The sequence below is a fragment of the Pseudofrankia saprophytica genome (assembly GCF_000235425.2).
Lineage (GTDB): Bacteria > Actinomycetota > Actinomycetes > Frankiales > Frankiaceae > Pseudofrankia > Pseudofrankia saprophytica.
In genome coordinates this window covers 6,337,251-6,356,447 of the sequence record NZ_KI912266.1, presented here as the reverse complement: position 1 = coordinate 6,356,447, position 19,197 = coordinate 6,337,251, and the positions used below count along the sequence as shown (strand labels likewise).

The window sequence follows — 19,197 nt, the reverse complement described above, 5'->3', positions numbered from 1 at the left end:
GCGCCGGGGTCTGGGCCGGCTGGAATCGTAGGGCGCGGCGGGAGGAACAGCGTGGTCACGCAGTTCGGTCGAGGTCAGAAGAGCCAGCTGTCCGCGATCACGCAGGGTACCGACCTCTACATCGGTATCCAGGTCAACGCTCCGGGCACCAGCTGGGACATCTCCTGCTTCGGCCTGGACGCGAACGACCGGCTCTCCGACGACCGCTACTTCGTCTTCTTCAACCAGCCGAAGTCGCCTGAGGGCTCGATCCAGCAGCTTGGCGCCCAGTCGGGCGACACCGAGTCGTTCCGGCTCACCCTCGACGCGGTGCCGCCCTCGATCCACAAGCTGTCGTTCTGCGCTGCGCTCGACGGCGCCGGCAGCGCGAGCCAGATCACCTCCGGCTACTTCCGGATCGTCGTCGGCGGCCAGGAGGTGATGCGGTACCCGTTCACCGGGGCCGACTTCACCTCCGAGCGCGCCGTCATGATCGGCGACGTGTACCGCAAGGGCGTCTGGCGGGTCACCGCGAACGGGCAGGGCTTCGCCGGCGGGCTCGCGGAGCTCATCCGTTCCTTCGGCGGCGAGGTCGAGGACCCGGCGCCCGCGCCGCCGCCCGCGCCGGCGGCGGGTGGCTTCGCCCCGCCGCCCCCCGCTCCGGCCGGTGGCTTCGCCCCGCCGCCCGCTCCGGCTGGTGGCTTCGCGCCGCCCCCCGGTGGACCGGCCGCGCGCCCGCCGGCACCCGCCGCGCCCCAGGCGCCGGGCTATGGCCAGCCGCCGGCCGCGGCGGCCGGCGCCGCGTCGCCGCTGGTGAACCTGTACAAGGAGCCACCGCCGTCGCAGGCGCAGCCGGTGCCGCCGGGCGCGATGGCGAGCCTCACCTCGTATGCCGAGAACCAGGCACAGGGCCGCTGGGTGCAGCAGAACAGCAAGCTGGTCAAGGTCCGCCTCGGCGAGGACGCGATGGCATTGCGGGGCGCGATGGTCGCCTACCAGGGCAACATCGAGTTCGACTACAAGAGCCGCGGCCTGCGCGGGATGATCGAGGAGAAGCTCACCGGGCAGGGCCTGAAGCTCATGACCTGCAAGGGCCAAGGCGAGGTGTTCCTCGCCCAGGACGCGTCCGACCTGCACATCGTCGAGCTCGGCCCCGGCCAGAAGCTGTGCGTCAACACCAAGAACGTGCTGGCCTTCGACGCGACGATCACCAGCGAGGTCAAGCGGATCGAGAGCGCCGGCATCCCGGGCGGCGGCATCTTCCATTTCGAGATGTCCGGCCCGGGCACCATCGTCGTGATGACGAAGGGCACGCCGATGACGCTGCCCGTGCAGGGGCCGACGTTCGGGGACATCAACGCGCTGGTCGCCTGGACCGTCGGGATGCGCGTCAGCGTGTCGTCGCAGGTCCGGATCTCGCGGCAGGTCTACCACACGGCCAGCGGCGAGTCCCACAACCTGCAGTTCCAGGGGATGGGCGGCGGCCACTTCATCGTCGTCCAGCCGTACGAGGTGTGAGCCCGCGATGGCCGAGACCCGTAGGTGTCCCGCGATGACGCGGGCGGCGCAGACGCAGACGAGGAGCCCGCGGTGCAGGGACAGCTGATTCAGCACTACGGCCCGACCCCGGTCATGGACCGGATGAGCAAGCACGGGTCGAAGATCGCCAAGGTGGTCATGTGGCCGGGCTTCGACCTGTTCGCGCGGTCCGGCTCGATGATCGGCTACGAGGGCCTGATCGAGTTCGACCCGCAGCCGCCGGAGGTGCGCCGGCTGGCCTCCAGCTGGGCCACCGGCGAGGGTGTGCCGCTGATGACGGCGCGCGGCCAGGGCCTGCTCTACCTCGCCGACTACGGCAAGGACGTCATCGTCCTGCAGCTCACCCCGGGTGAGGCCGTGTCGGTAAACGGCAAGAACATCCTCGCGTTCGACGCCAGCCTGCAGTGGGGGATCGAGCGGGTGAAGGGCGTGACCATGCTGTCGGGCATGGGCATGTTCAACGTGGTCATCCGCAACAACACCCAGGGCGCGGGCTGGGTCGCGATGGTCTCCAAGGGCAACCCGATCATGCTTGACACCCGCGAGGCGCCGACCTTCGTCGACACCGACGCGCTGGTCGCCTACACCGAGGGCCTGAGCATCGAAAAGCGGCGCACCGCCGGCTTCGGCAGCATGTTCGGCCGCGGCTCCGGCGAGGCGTTCCAGCTCGGCTTCCACGGCCAGGGCTTCGTCGTCGTGCAGCCGAGCGAGGACGAGCGCCCGAACTTCGCGGTCCGGGGCTGACGACCCGTGCCGCCCACCGTCAGCAGGTCCGCCGCTGGCCCCGCCGTGGCTGGAAGGACGACGTCATGAGCTACCCACCGCCGCCGCCCGGCCACGGCTACCCGCCGCCCCCCGGAGGGGGCTATCCGCCTCAGCCAGGTGGCTACCCGCCGCCGCCCGGTGGCGGCTATCCGCCTCAGCCAGGTGGCTACCCGCCGCCCCCTGGCGCTGGCTTCCCGCCGCCGCCAGGTGGGATGCCTCCGGGCATGCCACCGCCGCCAGGCGGCATGCCCCCCGGCATGCCGCCCCCGCCGGCCGGGATGGGTGGCATGCCGGGCGGCAACCCGAGCGCCGGGATCCGCAGCTCGCTGCTCGACAACCCCGAGGTGGCCAGCGGCGAGCGGTTCACGCTGCAGAACGGCAAGATGCTCAAGGCGACGCTCGGCGCCCAGGGCATGCGCGAGTTCTTCGCGCGCGCCGGCTCGATGGTCGCCTACCAGGGCGCCGCCCAGTTCGACGGGCAGTGGGAGGGCTGGGCCGGGCACTTCAGCCACCTCTTCGGCGACGGCGAAGGCCTGCATCTGATGAAGGTGTCCGGCGCGGGCAGCGTCTTCCTCGCCTACCAGGCGCAGGACATCTTCCTGCTCGACCTGGACGGCCGCGACGGCGTGACCATCGACGGGCGCAACGTGCTCGCCTTCGACATGAGCCTGAACTGGAACATCGTCCGGATCCAGAGCGACGTCGGCATCGCGGGCGTCGGCAGCTACCAGGTCGAGCTGACCGGCTCAGGCAAGGTCGCGCTGTGCACCACCGGCGCGCCGCTGGTCATGCGGGTCACGCCGCAGAACTACTACTTCGCCGACGCGGACGCGGTCGTCGGCTGGTCGAGCGGTCTGCAGGTCTCCATGGAGGCCGCCGTGACGTCCTCGTCGGCGTGGAAGCCGCGCGGCAACACGGGCGAGAGCTGGCAGATGTCGTTCGCTGGCGATGGTTACGCGATCATTCAGCCGAGTGAGCTGCTGCCGCCGTACCAGGCGTTGTCCGGCGGCGGCGCGGCCGGCCTGTTCGGCGTCGGCCAGGGCGGCTTCGCCGGCAACCGGCTCGGCGGGCAGGGCAACCCGCACGGCTCCGGCCAGCCCGGCCATCTGCAGGGCGGCTTTGGCGGCGCTCTCGGCGGCTTGTTCGGGCAGCCCGGTGGGCCCGGCGGTCGCCCCTGGTAACCGTCCCGGCCGTCCTCGCGACCGCGTCCCGGCGGTCGCGAGGACGTCGGCTGAATGCCGCGTGACATGGCCGAAATGCCGCCCGCGACCAGCATGTTTGCCGGCTAGGGTCGGCTAGTGATCGCGGCCCTGCAGCTTGCCCTGGCCATCGGGCTGGAGATCGTGGCGACGACGGCGCTGCGCCAGTCCAACGGCTTCACCAAACTCTGGCCGACCCTGGTGGTCGCGACCTGCTACCCGGTGTCGTTCTACCTGCTCTCCCGGGCGCTGCGCACGATCTCGCTCGCGGTCGCGTACGCCATCTGGTCCGGCGTCGGTACCGCGATCGTCGCCGTCATCGGCGTGCTGGCTTTCAAAGAGGAGATGACCGTCCTCAAGGCCGGCGGCCTCGCCTTCATCATCCTCGGCGTCATCGGTCTTCAGCTCGGTGGCAGCCACCGCTGAGTCCCGCTCTCGCCGGCATCGCTCACTGGCACGTCCGCCGCGCGAGCGATACCGGCGGTTCGCCGTCGTTGTCGCTCCGATCCGGCTCGATCTGGCTCGGTTGGCTTTGGCCAGGCCCGCTGTGGTTGATCCGGCTCGGCTCGGTCCAGCCTGGATTGGTCCGGACTGGACCGATCGATCGCGCAACGTCTCGCCAGGCGGTGGCGTCCGACATGGCAGCGTGCTTCCTGCTCAGGCCGCGAGCGGGAAGCGCGCCGCTGGGGGGCACCGCCGCGGCTCGGGGGCGGCGGTGCCCGCCAGCCCGCGGGCGCGTCGCCCACCACTACGTGATCGGGCGGAGTCTCCGCATTCCTGGCGCCTGAGACTCCGCCCGATCACCCGCGGCACCCGCCCCATCGCCGAACCGTGGCACGTCAGCGTGCCGATAGACACGCTCAGATGCCACAGTCCGATCATCCTCGGGTGAACTGTGGCATCTGGGCGTGTCTATAGACGCGGTCAGATGCCGCGCTTCGAGGTCTGCTGGTGCCGCGGGGGGAGGTCATCTGGGTGGCGGGCGGATCGGGCTGTGGTCCGCCATACCCGTCGGGCTGCTTTCGGCGGTCTACGGCCCGCTCAGCCGTACATGCCTCGACACCGTGTGTGGCTGACCGGGTCGACCGAGACACGTCGGGCGGACCGGGAGCGTGCAGGTCACGTTCGGGGAATGCTCAGCCCTCCCCGGCGGCCGTACGGGCGTTCGGGCGGCGAGGATCAGGACAGGACCGAGTCGACCAGGGCGAAGTCGGCGCCGCGGGCCGCCTGGCGCTGGGCGAGCTGCAGGAAACGGCCCGGCGAGCCGAGGTAGAACCGCTCGTACAGGTCGGAGCGGCCCGCCAGGCTGGTGCCGACGAAGTCCCAGGCCAGCCGGAACAGCGCCGTCCGCTCGTCGGCGGGCAGGCCGTTCGCGCCCTGGTAGTAGCGGTCCACCAGCGGGCGCAGCAGCGGGTTCGCCAGCTCGGCCTGGGTCGGGGTGGCCAGCAGGCTGTGGCTCCCCAGCAGCTTGATGATCTCGGTCACCCTGGGGAACCAGCGGGGCAGCGTGGGGCGCAGGGCCGCGAACGGCGGCTCGGCGCAGAACCAGGTTCCCGACCCCCACTCGTGGGCGCCGGCCTCCGCGGCGGTCAGCGTCGACCGGGTCAGCTCCAGGTAGCTCCAGATCTCGCCGAGCATCTCAACGGCCGCGGGGCTGGTGTTGTTGACGGCCCCGGCCATCCTGGTCGCGAGCTCCCAGGCGAACTGGAGCTTCGAGACGGCCCGGATCGTCGTCTGCTGCATGACGTTGGCGGTCCAGCCGGACCGCTGCATGACGCGGTTGTAGAGGTCCACGTCGCCGTCGAGGAAGACGCGGTGGCGCGGCACCTCGACGTCGTCGAAGACGATGACGGCGTCCTGCTCGTCGAACCGGCTCGACAGGGGCGCGTCGGCCGCCGGCGCCGTCGAGGAGTAGCTGTCCCGGCAGAGCACCTTCAGGCCCGGCGTGGACATCGGGATGGCGAAGATCACGGCGTAGCGCTCGTCGCCCTCGGCCAGCGGGTAGCCGGGATAGACGAAGATCTCGTCGGCGAACGGCGCGAGGGTCGCCAGCGCCCGGGCGCCGCGCACCACGATCCCTTCCGAGGTGTCGGCCACCTTGTGGACGACGATCTCGCCGCCGCCGGCCGCGGTCTCCGGCATCGACCGGTCGACGGTCGGGTTGACAATCGCGTGGGTCAGCGCAAGGTCGTCGCGCATGACCTGACGGTGGTACGCGAGCAGGTTGGCGGTGCCCTCGTCGTTGCCGCCGCGCCTGAACACGTCCGGACGCCCGGCGAAGCCGGCGAGCGTGACGTTGAGGTAGTCGGGGCTGCGGCCCATCAGCCCCAGGGTGCGCCGGGCGATGCCGGCGATCGCCTCGTGCCGGCGGGCCAGGTCCGCGGCCGAGCGGGGGATCAGGTGCGTGACCGCGACCGTCTCCCCGCTCTCCGGCTCCACGGCCAGGAACTGGTCGGGCCGCTCGTGCTGCAGGTCGAACAGGCCCGCGAGGGTCCTGGCGGCGCCGGCGGTCCGCGGATGCGCGGTCACGTCGGCCACTCGTTCGCCGTCCAGCCAGACCTCGCGGTCGTCCACCAGCCCCTCGAGGAACTCCTTGCCGGTTCGCGCGCCCATCTTTGGTACCTCGTCCTTCTTTCCTACAGTTCGATCTACAGTTCGGAGATCATGAGAAGCGGCTGCTCGACGCAGCGGGCCAGGAAGGTGATGAAGCCGGCCACCGGTGCGCCGTCGCAGGCGCGGTGGTCGAAGGCGACGGTGAGCTGAGCCACCCGCCGCGGTCGGATCTCGCCGTCCACGACCCAGGGCCGCTCGGCGATCCGGCCCACCGCGAGCTGCGCGACCTCGGGATGGTTGATGATCGGGACCGCGCCGTCCGTGCCGAGTGCGCCGTGGTTGTTGATGGTGAACGTGCCCGCGGTGAGCTCGGCCGGAGTCAACGAGCCGGCCTGGGCCCGGGAGGTCAGTTCCTGGAGCCGTTCGGACAGCGCTGGCGCCGTCATCGCGTCGGAGTTCGGGATGACCGGGACGACGAGGCCCCGGGCGCCGGCGATCGCGAATCCCAGGTTGACCGACCGATACTGGACGATCTCGCCCCGCTCGGTGTCGACGGTGGCGTTGAGCTCGGGATGGCGCGCGAGCCCCGCGACGCAGATCCTGGCCAGCAGGCCGGGCACGCTCACCGGCCGGTCCCGGCTGTCAGCGTTGATCGCCTCACGGGCCGCGAGCAGGTCGGTGAAGTCCACGTCGCGCCAGGCCGTCGCCTCCGGGATCTCCCTGCGGCTGCGTGTCATCCGCTCCGCGACCACCCGCCTGGCCGCCAGCGGAATCCGGCGGATCGCGGGCGCGGCTGGCGGCTCAGGGGACGCCGGGGGATGGCTCTCGGCGTGACCGGGCGAGGCCAGGAGACGTTCCACGTCCGCCCGGCGGATGACGCCGCCGGCGCCGGTGGCCGTGGCGGCGACCGTGGCCAGATCGAGACCCGCGGCCTGGGCGAGCCGCCGGACCACGGGCGAGATGATCCTCGGGGCGTTGGCCGCGTTGGCCGCGTTGGCCGGAGTGGCCGGGGTGCCGTCGGCGGCTTGCGCGGCCTGATCGCCCGCGGCGGCGTGGGTGACCGGCTTCGGCGGCCGCGGCCGCCTGGCCGCGCTGGGCCCCGCCGCGGCGGGGCCGAAGCCGACGAGCGCCGGCGCGGCCGGCTGGTCGGTGCGACCGGCCGGCCGGTCGGTGACCGCGGCGGCCCGCTCCCGGACCCGCACGAGGGGTGAGCCGACCGGCAGGACGTCGCCCTCGCCGCCGTGGCGGGCCTCGACGATCCCGGCGTACGGGCAGGGAATCTCGACGAGCGCCTTCGCCGACTCCATCTCCACGATCGGCTGGTCGATCTCGACCGGGTCCCCGACCTCGACGAGCCACCGCACCACGACCGCGTCGGTCAGCCCCTCGCCGAGATCGGGGACGGCGAACTCGGCGACGCCGGCCCCAGGACTGGTGGAGGTCGCTGAGGCCGTGGCGGCACCGCCACGCGAACCGTTCATGACGCCAGGCCCCCGCCCGTGTCGAGCCAGCGGGTGTCCGGTTCGTCGTCCCACTGCAGGCGCTCGAACGCGGCCAGGACGCGCGCGACGCCCGGCTGGTGGTGGTGCTCCAGCTTCGGAGCTGGGTATGGGATGTCCCACCCGGTCACCCGCAGGACCGGCGCCGCCAGCGAGTGGAAGCAGCGTTCCTGGACGCGGGCCGCGATCTCCGCGCCGACCCCGGCGAATCCCTGGGCCTCGTGCAGGACCACGCAGCGGCCGGTGCGCCGCACGCTGGCGACGACCGTGTCGTCGTCGAACGGCACGATCGAGCGCAGGTCGACGACCTCGACATCCCAGCCGTGCCCGGCGGCGACCTGGGCGGCCTCCAGCGCGACCGGGACGGTCGCCCCGTACGTCACCACCGTCACGTCCCGCCCGGTCCGACGCACGGCTGCCCGGCCCAGCGGCTCGGTCCGCACGGGCAGGTCCACCGGTGAACGGTTCCAGTACAGCCGTTTCGGCTCCAGGAACACCACCGGGTCGGGATCGTCGATCGCGTCCCGCAGCAGGGAGTAGGCGTCCGCGACCGTCGCCGGGGTCACGACCTTCAGGCCGGCCGTGTGCGCGTAGTACGCCTCCGAGCTGTCGGAGTGGTGCTCGACCGCGCCCACCCCGCCGCCGTAGGGGATCCGCAGCACCATGCCCGGCCGGAGGCGGCCCGCGGTGCGCGCGCCCAGCTTCGCCACGTGACTTACCACCTGCTCGAACGCCGGATAGGCGAACGCGTCGAACTGCAGCTCCACGACCGGCCGCAGGCCGTACATCGCCAGGCCCACCGCGAACCCGACGATCCCGGCCTCCGCCAGTGGTGTGTCGAAGCAGCGCCGCTCGCCGAAGGCGCCCTGCAGACCGTCGGTGACGCGGAAGACGCCGCCGAGGCGGCCCACGTCCTCGCCGAGGACCAGCACCCGGTCGTCCGCCGCCATCGCGTCCCGCAGCGCCCGGTTGAGCGCCTGCGTCATGGTCACCGCCGCCGCCCGGTCCGTACCGTCTCCCGCCGGGCCCACCTGCCCGCCCGGGGACGAGGCGCCCGGCCTGACGTGCTGGCTCGTGGTCATCGCGCGGCCCCGCCCTCCGCGTCGAGTTCGGACAGCAGCGCCGCGCGCTGCTCGGCCAGGAAGGCCGGCGCGACGGCGTAGACCTGGTCGAGGATCTCCGTCGGCTCGACCGACGGGTCCTCGGCCACGCCGGCCCTGACTCGGGCGGCGAGCGCCTCCGCCCGCGCCGCGACGGCCGCCTCGGCCGCGTCGTCGAGCAGGCCCCGCCCGCGCAGGTACGCCCGCAGGCGTTCGATCGGGTCCCGCGCCCGCCAGATCGCCACCTCACCGTCGTCCCGGTAGCGGCTCGCGTCGTCCGCGCTGGTGTGCGGCCCCATGCGGTAGGTGTGCGCCTCGACCAGCATCGGCCCGAGGCCGGCCCGGGCGTGGTCCACGGCCTCGGCCAGCACCGACAGGACGGCGACGGCGTCGTTGCCGTCGACCTGCTCGGCGCGTACCCCGTAGCCGATGCCCTTGTAGGCCAGCGACGGCGCCGCGCTCTGCCGGGAGACGGGGACACTGATCGCGTAGCGGTTGTTCTGCACCAGGAACACCACCGGGGCGCGGAACACCGCGGCGAAGTTCAGCGCCTCGTGGAAGTCACCCTCGCTGGTCGCGCCGTCGCCGAGAAGGACGAGCGCGACCTCGTCCGTGCCCTGCCAGCGGGCCGCGACGGCCAGGCCCGTGCCGTGCGGCGCCTGGGTCGCCAGCGGCGTGCTCATCGGCGCGCACCGGTGGGCGCGGGGGTCGTAGCCGCAGTGCCGGTGCCCGCGGACAGGGGCCAGCACCTCCAGGGGGTCCACGCCCCGCGACAGCAGCGCGCCGCTGTCCCGGTAGGTCGGGAACAGCCAGTCGCGCGGGCGCAGCGCCAGCGCCGCGCCGGCCTGGCACGCCTCCTGGCCCGATGACGACGGGAAGGCCGCGATCCGGCCCTGCCTGGCCAGCGCCGTGGCCTGGGTGTCGAGGCGGCGGACCAGCGTCATGGCCTCGTACGCCCGGACCAGCAGCTCGTCCGCCGGTGGCCGGTAGCCGTCGTGCTCGTCGACGGGCTCGCCGCCGGGGTCGAGGAAACGAACCGGCGACGGCGAGGGGAGCAGCCCGGCGACGAGCGGGTCGAGCCTGCCCGCGGCCTCGGTGGTCATGCGGACATCCGCCCGTCGACACCGCCGATGTGGTCGTCGATGGCCGTCCGAGGGGCTGGCAGGGCCTTCGCCGCCTCCAGCCGACAGCGGCCCGTGTTCCCCATCCGGAACAGCGACTCGACGACCGGATCGGTCCCGCTGCCCTGGACCGCGCCCGCGCCGAGGGCGTCGCGCACCCGGTCGAGGTCGGCGACGACGTCGGCGAGCAGGTCCGCCAGCGGGGACGCGTTGGCTCCGACGATCTCCGTCCAGAGGTCGGCGTTCGCCCCCGCGATCCGGGTGAAGTCCATCAGGCCGGGACCGGCGAGGCGGGCGAGGTCCTCCGGCATCGTCGCCAGCCGAGCCGCGAAGGCGCTGGCCACGATGTGCGGCAGATGGCTGAGCAGGCCGAGAGCGAAGTCGTGCGTGCGCGGGTCGAGGTGCGCGACCCAGGCGCCGCAGCCGACGGCCATGAGGCTCGCGTGCCGCTGGGCGAGCCGCGACGTCGCCGCCGACGGGGTGATGACCCAGGGCCGGTTGGCGAACAGGTCCGCCACGGCCCATTCGGGACCGCCGCGCTCGCGGCCGGCCACCGGGTGGGCGCCGCAGATCCGGGACATGTCCGCGCCGAGGCGCTCGGCGTCGGTCAGCGGCTCGACCTTCACCGACGCCGTGTCGCTGAACGTCGCCCCGGGAAGCAGGCGCTGCCAGGCGACGAGCGTGTGGCCCACGTCGCGCGGGGGAACGGCGATCACGACGTGGTCGACGGCCTGCCCGGCGCTCGCCGCGGGGTCGCCCGCGTCGGCCGCGGGGTCGTCCGCCTGCGCGCCGCGGGCGCCGGCGTCCGCGGCATCGACCGGGCGCGGCCCGGCGAGGCCGGCCTGACGGGGGCCGGGGAAGGGCCAGACCCGACCGGCACCGCGACGGGCCGCCACGGCGGACTGGGCCGGGTACCGGTCGTAGAGCAGGACGTCGGTCCCGTGCCGGCGCAGCGCCATGCCGACCGATGTGCCGATCAGACCGGTACCGACCACCAGGACCCGCAGGCCCGCGAGGTCCGCGAGGTCCGCGGCGTCCACGAGGTCGGCCGCGGACGTGGGAGTCGTGGGAACGGCGGGGGACGCGGCGTCCGGGTCTGGCGTCGTCACCGCCACGAGATCAACCAGGCGTGCATGCATGGTCATCGCTGAACCGCTCTTTCGTCACTGTCTGGTCTGGCTGGTCGCGCCCGCGCCCGCGCCCGTGCCCGCGACCGGCGCGTCGGCCGATCGTGGGTCGGAGCCCGTGGCAGGGATGCCGAGGGAGTGCGGGATGGGGAACTGTGGGACGGGGGTACCGAGGGAGTGCGTGCCGGGAGAGTCCTGGGCCGGGAAGTGCGTAGCGGGGGAGTCCGGGGCGCTCGGGCTGGTCGGCCCGACGAGGCTGCCCACCGGGCGTGCCACCGCGCCGTCGGACGGGTCCTGGTGAATGCCAGCCTCGGCCTCGAGGGCGTCGAGCTCGGCGGCGAACAGCTCGGCCAGGCGTTCATGGCCGGGCACCGAGGCGTCCGTCGAGAAGCCGACGCGCACCTGCTCGTCGAGCCCGCTCAGCAGCACCGCCAGGCGCTGGCCGGCGGGGACGGGCGGCACGGGGACGGCGTCGATGATCGGCCGGCCGAGGACCTCGAAGGGACCGGTGAGGCCGGCCGGGTTGGACGCCGTGAGCGCGAAGCCGCGGGTGGCGATCCCGGTGGACAGCACCGCGGTCCGCAACGGCGCCGGGACCGTCCAGAGGAAGAGGCGCTCGGCGACCCCCGGGGTTCCGTTCCTCTTGAGCTGGATGGTCTGCCGACGGATCGCGTCGACCCGCCCGCGCATCGACGCCTCGCCGTAAGGCAGCGCGATCCGCACGGTGGTCAGGTAGTTGCTCACCACCTCCCGCTGCGCCGCGAGACGGGTGCTGACCGGCATCGCGGCGTGTACCGCGCGCCGCCGGACCCACCGGGTGGTGCCGGTGGTGCCGGCTTCCGGCGGGCACCACGCCCGCAGGGCGCCGGCGAGCGCGGCGAGGAAGATGTCGTTCACGGTCGCCACGTACGCCCGCCCGATCGTCCGCAGCCTGGCAAGGTCGATCTCCAGCCAGGCGTGGCGGGTTTCGCCGGTCGGGGCCCCGGTGAACGGGGCGATCGCGGTGGTGCTGGCGAGCCAGCCCACCGAGCGCGCGAGCGCCTTACCGACCGTCAGAGGGCTGTACCGGCGTTGCTCCGGCAACGGGCGCCGAGGCGCCCGGGGCTCCTCCGGGCTGGACTGGCCGAACAGCTTTCCCAGGACCACGTCCAGGGCCGCTCCGTCCATCTGGGCGTGGCTGCCGCGGAAGAGCAGGGCGAAGCCGTCGGGACGGTCGCCATGGAGCAGCCAGAGCTGCCACGGCGGCGTCTTCAGCGAGATCTCGATGGCGGACAGCCGCTCGATCGCCTCGCGCAGCCCGGCGAACCCGGATCCGGCCGGCAGCCGGTACCCATGGACGTGTGACGCGGGGTCGAAGTCGGTGTCGGGCGTCCAGACCAGGCGGCCCCATCCCGCCGGCGTGACCCGGTGGGTCAGCGGGGGAAAGGCGCGCGCCCGGTCCGCGACCAGGTCTCGCAGCTCCTGGATCTCCGGGGCCGGCCCATGGCCGACCAGCAGGTTTCCGACCGCCAGCCGGGTCCGTGGATACGCCCGCTGGTATCCAAGGGTGATCTTGTCGACAGCGGTGAGGGCTCGCGCGTCCGCGTGGCCGCCGGCGATCGCCGTGGCCCGCTCGCGCCTTTCCGTCTCGCCGCCCGACCTTGTCATCGCGGACCGCCCTGGATAACGCAGACGGTTCGCCGCGCGATTTTCACGACTGGCTCCCTGGCTGAGCTGGAAACCGGTTTACCTCCGGCGTGCGGCGGCGGCGGGGTGCCGACCGTGCGGCGATGCCGGTCGTAAGCCGAACGACAAGGATGAATATAGGTGGGCGGCGGTCCCCGGACCTGGGAAAAATCCGGCAAGTGATCCCGGTCTTTCCTGGTCCGCCTGGGAGTCCGCTCCCAGGGCGCCCGGGAACGGTTGGGTGCGGGCAGCGCTCTGACCTGGGGAGATGGCATTGTCTACGGCTTTGGAAGGTTCGGGCCCGGGTGTTGGCAACCCCGGGCCGAGGACAGATACTAGACAGGGAGCTCGGGCGGCCGGAGAGGACGATGTCGCCGACGCGACAGGGTGGGTACTGTTTTATGACTACCTCTGGCCCGAGGTCGAGGTGTAATCGCGCGGCGAGTGCGGACTCCGTTGAAGATTCACGAAGATAAGAGTTCCAGGCCGGCTCGGGCAGCGGATCATGCGCCATGATCGGTGCATCTGGACGCCCCTCGGCCATCCGTCCCGGCGGCCCATTGATCGCCTGCCGAGTATGCGACCGGCACGCGCAATGCGGACGGCGGACTCCGAATGTTTCCAGGCACGCCGCCAAACCGCTGGAACGTTCATTCGGTCTCGAGCCGTCGATCCCGGGGCCGTCCGGCGGCCTGGCCAGTCCGGTGCGGTGCGGTGCGGCCGGGTGGCGCCGGGTGGCGTTGGGTGCGGCCGGGAGGCGCTGGGTGCGCCGAGTGGGAGCCCGGCCAGGCGGCTGATGTGCTCGCTCGGCCCGTCGCCGGTGCTCGGGCTCAGCGCTTTGAGGCGGTGTATCCGATCCGCGACCTCCTTGCGGTCGCCCGTTGGGGCGCCAGTAGGCTGCTGGCCCGTCGCAGTACCGCCCATACAGGGCGTTACGGTCACGCGTGGCTCTCGGCCTCGGCCAGGAGCGGTGGAAACCCTTCCCGCGCGGGGCGGGTTCGGCGTCGGCGTAGGGCCCGCGTCGCGAGACGGGGGTCGAGATGCGCTCGGATTCCATCGACGGCGCGGAGCCTCTTTACGGTGCGTACCCGGGTGGCCGGCGGCTGAGCCCGATGGACCGGTACATGCTCGACTTCCAGCGGGCCTATCCGACCCGTCCGGTCAGCGTCAGCGGTTACCTGCTACGGATGTCCGGGTCGCCGGATCTCGACGAGGTCCGGGCCGCGGTTCTCGACCGTGTCCGGGCATTCCCCGTGCTCACGGAGCGGCTGGTGACGCGTCGTGGCCGCGCGCCGCGCTGGGAGGCGGACGGGGAGATCGACGTGACCCGGCACGTGCGGGAGTACCCGCTGCCGGCGGGCGCCACCGAGGACGACCTGCGGGCGACGGCCGGGCGGCTCTCGGGGATGGTGATGCCGCTGGACAGGCCGGCCTGGGAGGTCGGCCTGCTCACCAGCCCCGACACGGGCGACGTCCATGTCCTGTTCCGGTCCAGCCACGTCTGGGTGGACGGTCTCTCGCAGAACCGGGTGTTGACGTTCCTGTTCGGCGATGAGGCGGCGGCCGGGGCCACCACGGGCCCGGCCTGGATGCGGACCGGGAAGCTCACGCCCGGGGGGCTGGTGTCGGCCGCGCGGCGTCAGGCCACGACGTGGGCAGGGCCGTCCGGGGCGCTCGCGGCGCTCACTGGTCCCGCCGCCGATGGCCACAGCATGGGCTGGGCGTCCATCGAGGTCGACCGGCTGCGCGCGGTCGGCCAGGCCTACGGCGCCTCCGTCAACGACGTCTATCTGGTCGGCATGGGCGGGGCGCTCGCGGCCTGGTCGTCGCCGCTGGATCAGTTGCCGGTGCGGACGGTGCTCTCGGTCAGCGCCCGGCGCCCAGCCGAGCGCTCCATCCTCGGCAACGCTTTCGTGGCGACCCGGGTGGCACTGCCCCTGGAGCTCACCTCGCCAGGCGAGCGTTTCGAGCAGGTGTGCCGCCAGACCGCCCCCTACAAAGGGGGTTCGAGCGCGAGCCTCAGCGATCGCTTCTGGTCCGACCGGGTGCCCAGCCGGTTCGGCCGCCGGACCATCGGCGGCGGCCAGGAACTTCGCAAGGCCGCGGTGAACACGACGAATCTGGGGCCGATTCCCGGGCCGCTGGCGGTGGCGGGAGCTCCGGTCACCGCGGCGATGCCGGTGCCGCCCGCGCGGGAGGGGCGTCGGCAGGTGGTGGTCACGCTCGGTGGCCTCGGGCGGACGGCCACGGCCGGCTTCACCGTGCCCGCGCCGCGCGCCGCGGAACTGGCCAGGCTTTGGCTGGCCGAGATCGAGGGCCTGGAACGCGCGGCCGGGATCGTCCCGGCGGCCGACCAGGCCGCGGCGGCGCTGGTCGCGGATTCCGCGTCGCGCTGACGCGTGCGAGGTGGCCCGGGTGTGTTCCTCCCGGACCAAACGCCCGTCCGCGCGCGTCCCGACCCGAGGCGCGCAAACGACGCATGCCACGATGAGCACCTAGCCGGGCAGTAAGGCCGACACACGATGCCGCAGGTCAGCGAGGAGGCATGGACGTGGTGACCGAGGCCATGCCGGACACGACCGCCGATACGGCTACATCGCCGGTGGTCAGGTTCCGTCCGGGCGCGCAGTACGCGCTGCTCGCCGGCCCGCTGTTGACGATGCTCGACTCCAGCATCGTCAACGTCGCGGTCGAGCCGATCTCCCGGCAGACGGGCACGTCGCTGCCGACGGTGCAGTGGATCGTCAGCGGTTACCTGCTGGCCCTCGGCACAGGGCTCGTGCTCACCTCTTATCTGTCGCGGCGGTTCGGCACCATTCCCACCTACACCGCCTTCCTCGCCGCCTTCACCGCCGCGTCTGCGCTGTGCGGGGCGGCACCGGGCGTGGGGGTGCTCATCGCCGCCCGGGTGCTGCAGGGCCTCGCGGGCGCGCCGCTCGTGCCGCTGGCGATGTCGATGCTGCTCGGCGGGTCCGGCGGGTCGAGGCGGATGTCCCCGGCCGCGGGCGTCCTGCTCTTCCTCGGCCCGGCGCTCGGCCCGAGCATCGGCGGCATGCTGCTCGGCGCGATCGGCGGCGGCGAGGGCTGGCGGGCCATCTTCCTGATCAACGTGCCGATCGGGCTGCTGGCCGTCGCCGCGGCCCGGCGGCTGCCCGCGAACCTCGGGCCACCGGCCCAGCCGGCGGCCCGGCCTGACCTCGCCGGTCTCGGCCTGCTCGCGGTCGGGCTGGTGGCCGTGTTCTACGGCGTCGACCGCATCACCCGCGGCGCCCTGACGCCGCCCGCGACGTGGGGGCCGATCGTCGGCGGCGTCGCCGTACTAGCCGTCTACGCGGTCCGGTCCGGCCGGATCCCGCACCCGGCGCTCGACCTGTCGATCCTGCGCCAGGGGTCCGTGGCGCTGGCCTTCACCCTGTGTGGGGCGGCGTCGGTCGCGGCCTGGTCGATCGTGTTCGTGGTCCCGATCTTCCTGGAGTCGGGCCAGGGCCATTCGGCGTTCATCACCGGCGTGGCGCTGCTGCCGCAGGGGATCGTGACCGGCGTCGGCACCCTGGCGGGCGCGGGCGCCGCCGCGCGGATCGGGGTACGTCCCACGGTCCTCGGCGGGTTCCTTCTGCTGGTCGCCTCCAGCGCGGGCCTGTTCGCGATCGGCGCGGGAACCCCGCTGTGGCTCACCGGGCTGATCCTCACGCTGCGCGCCGCGGCCGTGGGGCTGGTCATCACGCCGCTGGTCCTGGTGGCGACCGAGCCACTGCGACCCGAGCAGCAGGCGGACGCGAACACCGCCTTCAACGTCGTCCAGCGGGTTCTCGGCTCGTTCGGGATCGGGATCGTCGCGACCCTGTTCACCCAGCGCAGCGCCCGCGTCGGGCAGGTGCCCGCCCTGCACACCGTCGCCATCGCGATCACGGTTCTCGCCGCCGCGGCGGCGATCGCGGCACTGTTCCTCCCGGATGTCCAGACGGAGGACCTGCTGGCCACGGGCAGACAGGACAACGGCACGTAGGCGGTCCTGGTCCCGGCCCAATGGAATTCTCCTGGCCCGAGTTCGCGACGAGCAGGACCGTCGACGGGCGGCTTTCATGGACGGCGGAGTTCGACAGCTACGACCAGTACCGCGAAGTCTGTTACTACCGGGTCAGGGTATTCGACGGTGACCGGCGGGTGGGTGAGGTCACAGCCGATGTGGGGACCGAGTTCGCCGGTGACGACTGGACCACGCCGGCCTTTGAAAGCGAGCTACGAGCGCGGATAGCGCGGATAGCGCAGGACGCCGCCGCCCGCTTCGAGTTGTAAAGTGCGGGACATGCCTGACGATCAGCTCTCCGTGCGCGAGTTCGTCGCCGTCACCTCGAAGGCCTACCCGGTGTTGACCATTGAGGCCGATCAGTGGCACGAGTTCGGCTACTTCTTCGACCCAATCGAGAACGTCTACGCCTATTACTCGATCGACCGGAAGGATCCGCAGGAGACCGTCGAACGCTTCTCCAGTGCGGAGGCGCTGCTCGCCGCGCGGGGCGCGGACGAAAGGGTTGCCTCCTGGGTCGCCTCGTTCCGGCTCTGCCTGGAATTCGACGAGCGCCTCGTCTACTACCCCGGGTCCCGAATGCTGCGGCGGTTTCCTGTCGCCGCCTCGACCGCGATGACCGCCGAGGAGGGCCTGGCGAAACTCGACGGCCGCCCGCTCTCGTGGCTGCGCGATCAGCTCGCCTGATCCTCGCGGGATCGTGGGCGCGTCGCGGGGAGCCATCGGGCCCGTACGTCCTGGTGATCAGCTGCTTCGCGGCGTGCAGGCGACGTTCGCGAACCCGGACACCGCGTTGGTGACCGTGTTGTCGCAGCCGACGACGTTGCCGGTAGCGGTGTTCTGTACCCAGAAACCGAAGCCCGAGTGCTTGGGGTCGTCGGTGATGTATGCGTCGACGTCGAGGGTGTTGTTGTGGAAGGCGTTGCCCCTGCCCCAGCCATCCTTGACGTTGTGGATCTCAAAGCCGTTGGAGAGGGCGTGGGCGCCGGTGTTGTCAATGATCGTGTAGTTGTTGCCCTTGACGTCGATCCACGAGTCGGCGGAGTTCGCGGCCTTGCGGACGCCATCCTTCGTCTGCCCCGTGCCAGCGCCGTCGAAGTGGTTTCCCTGGATAAGACCGCCGGTGCTGCCTTCTTTGATGTCGATATTCTCGGCGGCGGTGTCGCTGAAGGTGTTGCCGATGACCTTGTTGCGGTCCGAGGCGTCCGGCCGGCCGCCGGTGTAGGTGCCCCAGTTCGAGTGGGCGCTGCCGATGTAGACCCCCTCGCCATATCCGGCCGAGCGCCTGCCCGTGGCCGTCACGTCGGAGTTCGAGATGGTGTTGTCGCTGGAGAAGGCGCGGAAGTGAACCCCCTCCTGCCCGGTGTTGGAGACCCTGACACGGTCGATCAGGACATGGTTTGAGCCGTCGAGCACCACGCCTTTGGTCGCGTTCGTCACGGAGATTCCCTGGATCTGCCAGTAGTCGGCCTTCACCAGGTACAGCCCGTAGTGGCCGCCGGCACCACCGCCGTCGATGACGGCGCCGCGCCCCCCGCGGAGCGTGATGGGGGCGGTCGCGGTCCCCGCCGTCGTGACGGAGAAGCTTCCCGTGTATTTCCCAACCGCCTCCTTGCCGGTGTAGGTGCCGTCGGCGAGGTTGATGGTGTCGCCGGGGCGGGCGCCGGCGATGGCGGCGGTCAGCTGATCCGACGTGCTCACCGTGATGTTTCTGCCCGAACCTGGTGGCAAGGCGGTGACGGCCGCGGCGGGCGAGAGGGACGCGCCGGGAGCCTCCGTGCGTCCAGACCCGCCATCAGAAGAACATCCGGCAGCGGCCAGGCAGAGAACCATGGCGAGGGCGATGGCCGCGGCCAGGGGCGCGGCGGCAGCGGCGGAGCGCCAGGTCCGAACTGGCTGGAACGGGCTCGCGGCCATCGATATGTCAACTCCTGCGCTGTCCGCACGTGGAACAGGCCCACCGAGAGTGGCCGGCTTGTCACTGGAATGCCCTGTGGGGCCAGGGCCTTCGCTCGTGACGACGGCCGCCATCTCGCCCTTGTCTGTCGGCTCTGCCGCCCGTGCGTCCGGCTACAGACCGTGCCGGTCGTCCTAGCCGCCCAGCGCGGCCAAGGCCTTGTCGGCGTGCATGTTCATGTTCAGCTCACTGACGATGGCCTCGATGATGACCTGGTCCGTACCGATCACGAAGGTGGCGCGCTTGACTCGCAGCAGGTCGAGCGGCCGCTTCACGCCAAACGCCCGCGACACCGTGCCGTCGGCGTCCGACAGCAGCGGATAGTCGAAGGAGTGCTTGTCGGAGAACTCCTTCTGCTTGGCCACGGTGTCGGTGCTGATACCGATCCGCTGGGCGCCGACCTTGGCGAACTCCGCCGCGAGGTCCCGGAAATGGCAGCTCTCCGCGGTGCAGCCCTTGGTCATCGCCGCCGGGTAGAAGAACAGCACGACCGGACCATCCGCCAGGAGAGCGGAAAGCCTGCGAGGGGTGTTGGTCTCGTCCGGTAGTTCGAAGTCCGGCGCGGTGTCGCCAACACGCAGCATCTGTGTGCGCTCCTCACCTCGAGCTGGGCGGCAGGCGTCGGCCCGGCGTCCAGGGCCGCCAGCGCGACGGCCGTCTTCCAGG

General features: G+C 72.2%; 16 protein-coding genes. 8 read left to right on the top strand and 8 right to left on the bottom strand.

Annotated elements, in window-relative coordinates; genetic code table 11:
- Nucleotides 1–51: 51 nt before the first annotated feature.
- The 4 genes from FRCN3DRAFT_RS0226960 to FRCN3DRAFT_RS0226945 all read left to right on the top strand — a co-directional run bounded on the left by FRCN3DRAFT_RS0226960 (nucleotide 52) and on the right by FRCN3DRAFT_RS0226945 (nucleotide 3,908).
- Nucleotides 52–1,497: a TerD family protein gene (locus FRCN3DRAFT_RS0226960; protein WP_007518467.1), complete on the top strand. Its 1,446-nt coding sequence runs from the start codon at nucleotides 52–54 to the stop codon at nucleotides 1,495–1,497.
- 72 nt (nucleotides 1,498–1,569) lie between these two features.
- The gene (locus FRCN3DRAFT_RS0226955) at nucleotides 1,570–2,262 is read left to right on the top strand and encodes an AIM24 family protein (RefSeq protein WP_007518468.1); all 693 of its coding nucleotides are present in this window, start codon (nucleotides 1,570–1,572) and stop codon (nucleotides 2,260–2,262) included.
- 65 nt (nucleotides 2,263–2,327) lie between these two features.
- Nucleotides 2,328–3,464: an AIM24 family protein gene (locus tag FRCN3DRAFT_RS49880; protein WP_007518469.1), complete on the top strand. Its 1,137-nt coding sequence runs from the start codon at nucleotides 2,328–2,330 to the stop codon at nucleotides 3,462–3,464.
- Between the two features lie 117 nt (nucleotides 3,465–3,581).
- Nucleotides 3,582–3,908 (top strand): DMT family transporter, encoded by a 327-nt coding sequence (locus FRCN3DRAFT_RS0226945; protein WP_007518470.1) that lies wholly within the window; start codon nucleotides 3,582–3,584, stop codon nucleotides 3,906–3,908.
- Nucleotides 3,909–4,661: 753 nt separating this feature from the next.
- Here the strand turns inward: FRCN3DRAFT_RS0226945 and FRCN3DRAFT_RS46490 are convergent.
- From FRCN3DRAFT_RS46490 to FRCN3DRAFT_RS46475, 6 genes are read right to left on the bottom strand one after another with little or no spacing between them, the layout of a single operon-like run.
- Complete coding sequence (locus FRCN3DRAFT_RS46490) at nucleotides 4,662–6,095, bottom strand: 4-hydroxyphenylacetate 3-hydroxylase family protein (protein WP_007518471.1); 1,434 nt, start codon at nucleotides 6,093–6,095, stop codon at nucleotides 4,662–4,664.
- A 35-nt stretch (nucleotides 6,096–6,130) separates the two neighbouring features.
- Entirely contained in the window at nucleotides 6,131–7,516 is a 1,386-nt protein-coding gene (locus FRCN3DRAFT_RS46485; RefSeq protein ID WP_051466380.1) for a dihydrolipoamide acetyltransferase family protein, read from the bottom strand.
- Nucleotides 7,513–8,616 (bottom strand): alpha-ketoacid dehydrogenase subunit beta, encoded by a 1,104-nt coding sequence (locus FRCN3DRAFT_RS0226930; RefSeq protein WP_007509296.1) that lies wholly within the window; start codon nucleotides 8,614–8,616, stop codon nucleotides 7,513–7,515. The genes FRCN3DRAFT_RS46485 and FRCN3DRAFT_RS0226930 overlap by 4 nt, the downstream gene beginning before the upstream one ends.
- Complete coding sequence (gene pdhA, locus FRCN3DRAFT_RS0226925) at nucleotides 8,613–9,737, bottom strand: pyruvate dehydrogenase (acetyl-transferring) E1 component subunit alpha (RefSeq protein ID WP_007509298.1); 1,125 nt, start codon at nucleotides 9,735–9,737, stop codon at nucleotides 8,613–8,615. The genes FRCN3DRAFT_RS0226930 and pdhA overlap by 4 nt, the downstream gene beginning before the upstream one ends.
- Nucleotides 9,734–10,900, bottom strand: coding sequence for a prephenate dehydrogenase/arogenate dehydrogenase family protein (locus FRCN3DRAFT_RS46480; RefSeq protein WP_007509299.1), 1,167 nt, complete (start codon nucleotides 10,898–10,900; stop codon nucleotides 9,734–9,736). The genes pdhA and FRCN3DRAFT_RS46480 overlap by 4 nt, the downstream gene beginning before the upstream one ends.
- An 18-nt stretch (nucleotides 10,901–10,918) precedes the next feature.
- Nucleotides 10,919–12,529 (bottom strand): wax ester/triacylglycerol synthase domain-containing protein, encoded by a 1,611-nt coding sequence (locus FRCN3DRAFT_RS46475; RefSeq protein WP_007509300.1) that lies wholly within the window; start codon nucleotides 12,527–12,529, stop codon nucleotides 10,919–10,921.
- Nucleotides 12,530–13,587: 1,058 nt separating this feature from the next.
- Here FRCN3DRAFT_RS46475 and FRCN3DRAFT_RS0226910 point away from each other — a divergent pair.
- The 4 genes from FRCN3DRAFT_RS0226910 to FRCN3DRAFT_RS0226895 all read left to right on the top strand — a co-directional run bounded on the left by FRCN3DRAFT_RS0226910 (nucleotide 13,588) and on the right by FRCN3DRAFT_RS0226895 (nucleotide 17,261).
- Nucleotides 13,588–14,943, top strand: coding sequence for a wax ester/triacylglycerol synthase domain-containing protein (locus FRCN3DRAFT_RS0226910; RefSeq protein ID WP_007509301.1), 1,356 nt, complete (start codon nucleotides 13,588–13,590; stop codon nucleotides 14,941–14,943).
- Between the two features lie 149 nt (nucleotides 14,944–15,092).
- Nucleotides 15,093–16,553: an MFS transporter gene (locus tag FRCN3DRAFT_RS0226905; RefSeq protein WP_106410281.1), complete on the top strand. Its 1,461-nt coding sequence runs from the start codon at nucleotides 15,093–15,095 to the stop codon at nucleotides 16,551–16,553.
- 20 nt (nucleotides 16,554–16,573) lie between these two features.
- Nucleotides 16,574–16,843, top strand: a complete 270-nt coding sequence (locus FRCN3DRAFT_RS0226900) for a hypothetical protein (RefSeq protein ID WP_007509304.1) — start codon at nucleotides 16,574–16,576, stop codon at nucleotides 16,841–16,843.
- Between the two features lie 10 nt (nucleotides 16,844–16,853).
- On the top strand, nucleotides 16,854–17,261 hold the full coding sequence (locus tag FRCN3DRAFT_RS0226895) for a hypothetical protein (protein ID WP_035929678.1): 408 nt from the start codon (nucleotides 16,854–16,856) through the stop codon (nucleotides 17,259–17,261).
- Between the two features lie 57 nt (nucleotides 17,262–17,318).
- On the opposite strand, the gene FRCN3DRAFT_RS46470 is transcribed toward FRCN3DRAFT_RS0226895, so the two are convergent.
- Nucleotides 17,319–18,275: a right-handed parallel beta-helix repeat-containing protein gene (locus FRCN3DRAFT_RS46470; protein WP_051466379.1), complete on the bottom strand. Its 957-nt coding sequence runs from the start codon at nucleotides 18,273–18,275 to the stop codon at nucleotides 17,319–17,321.
- Nucleotides 18,276–18,665: 390 nt separating this feature from the next.
- A complete protein-coding gene (locus tag FRCN3DRAFT_RS0226885) occupies nucleotides 18,666–19,115 on the bottom strand; it encodes a peroxiredoxin (protein WP_007509309.1) in 450 nt (149 codons plus the stop codon).
- Nucleotides 19,116–19,197: the final 82 nt, after the last annotated feature.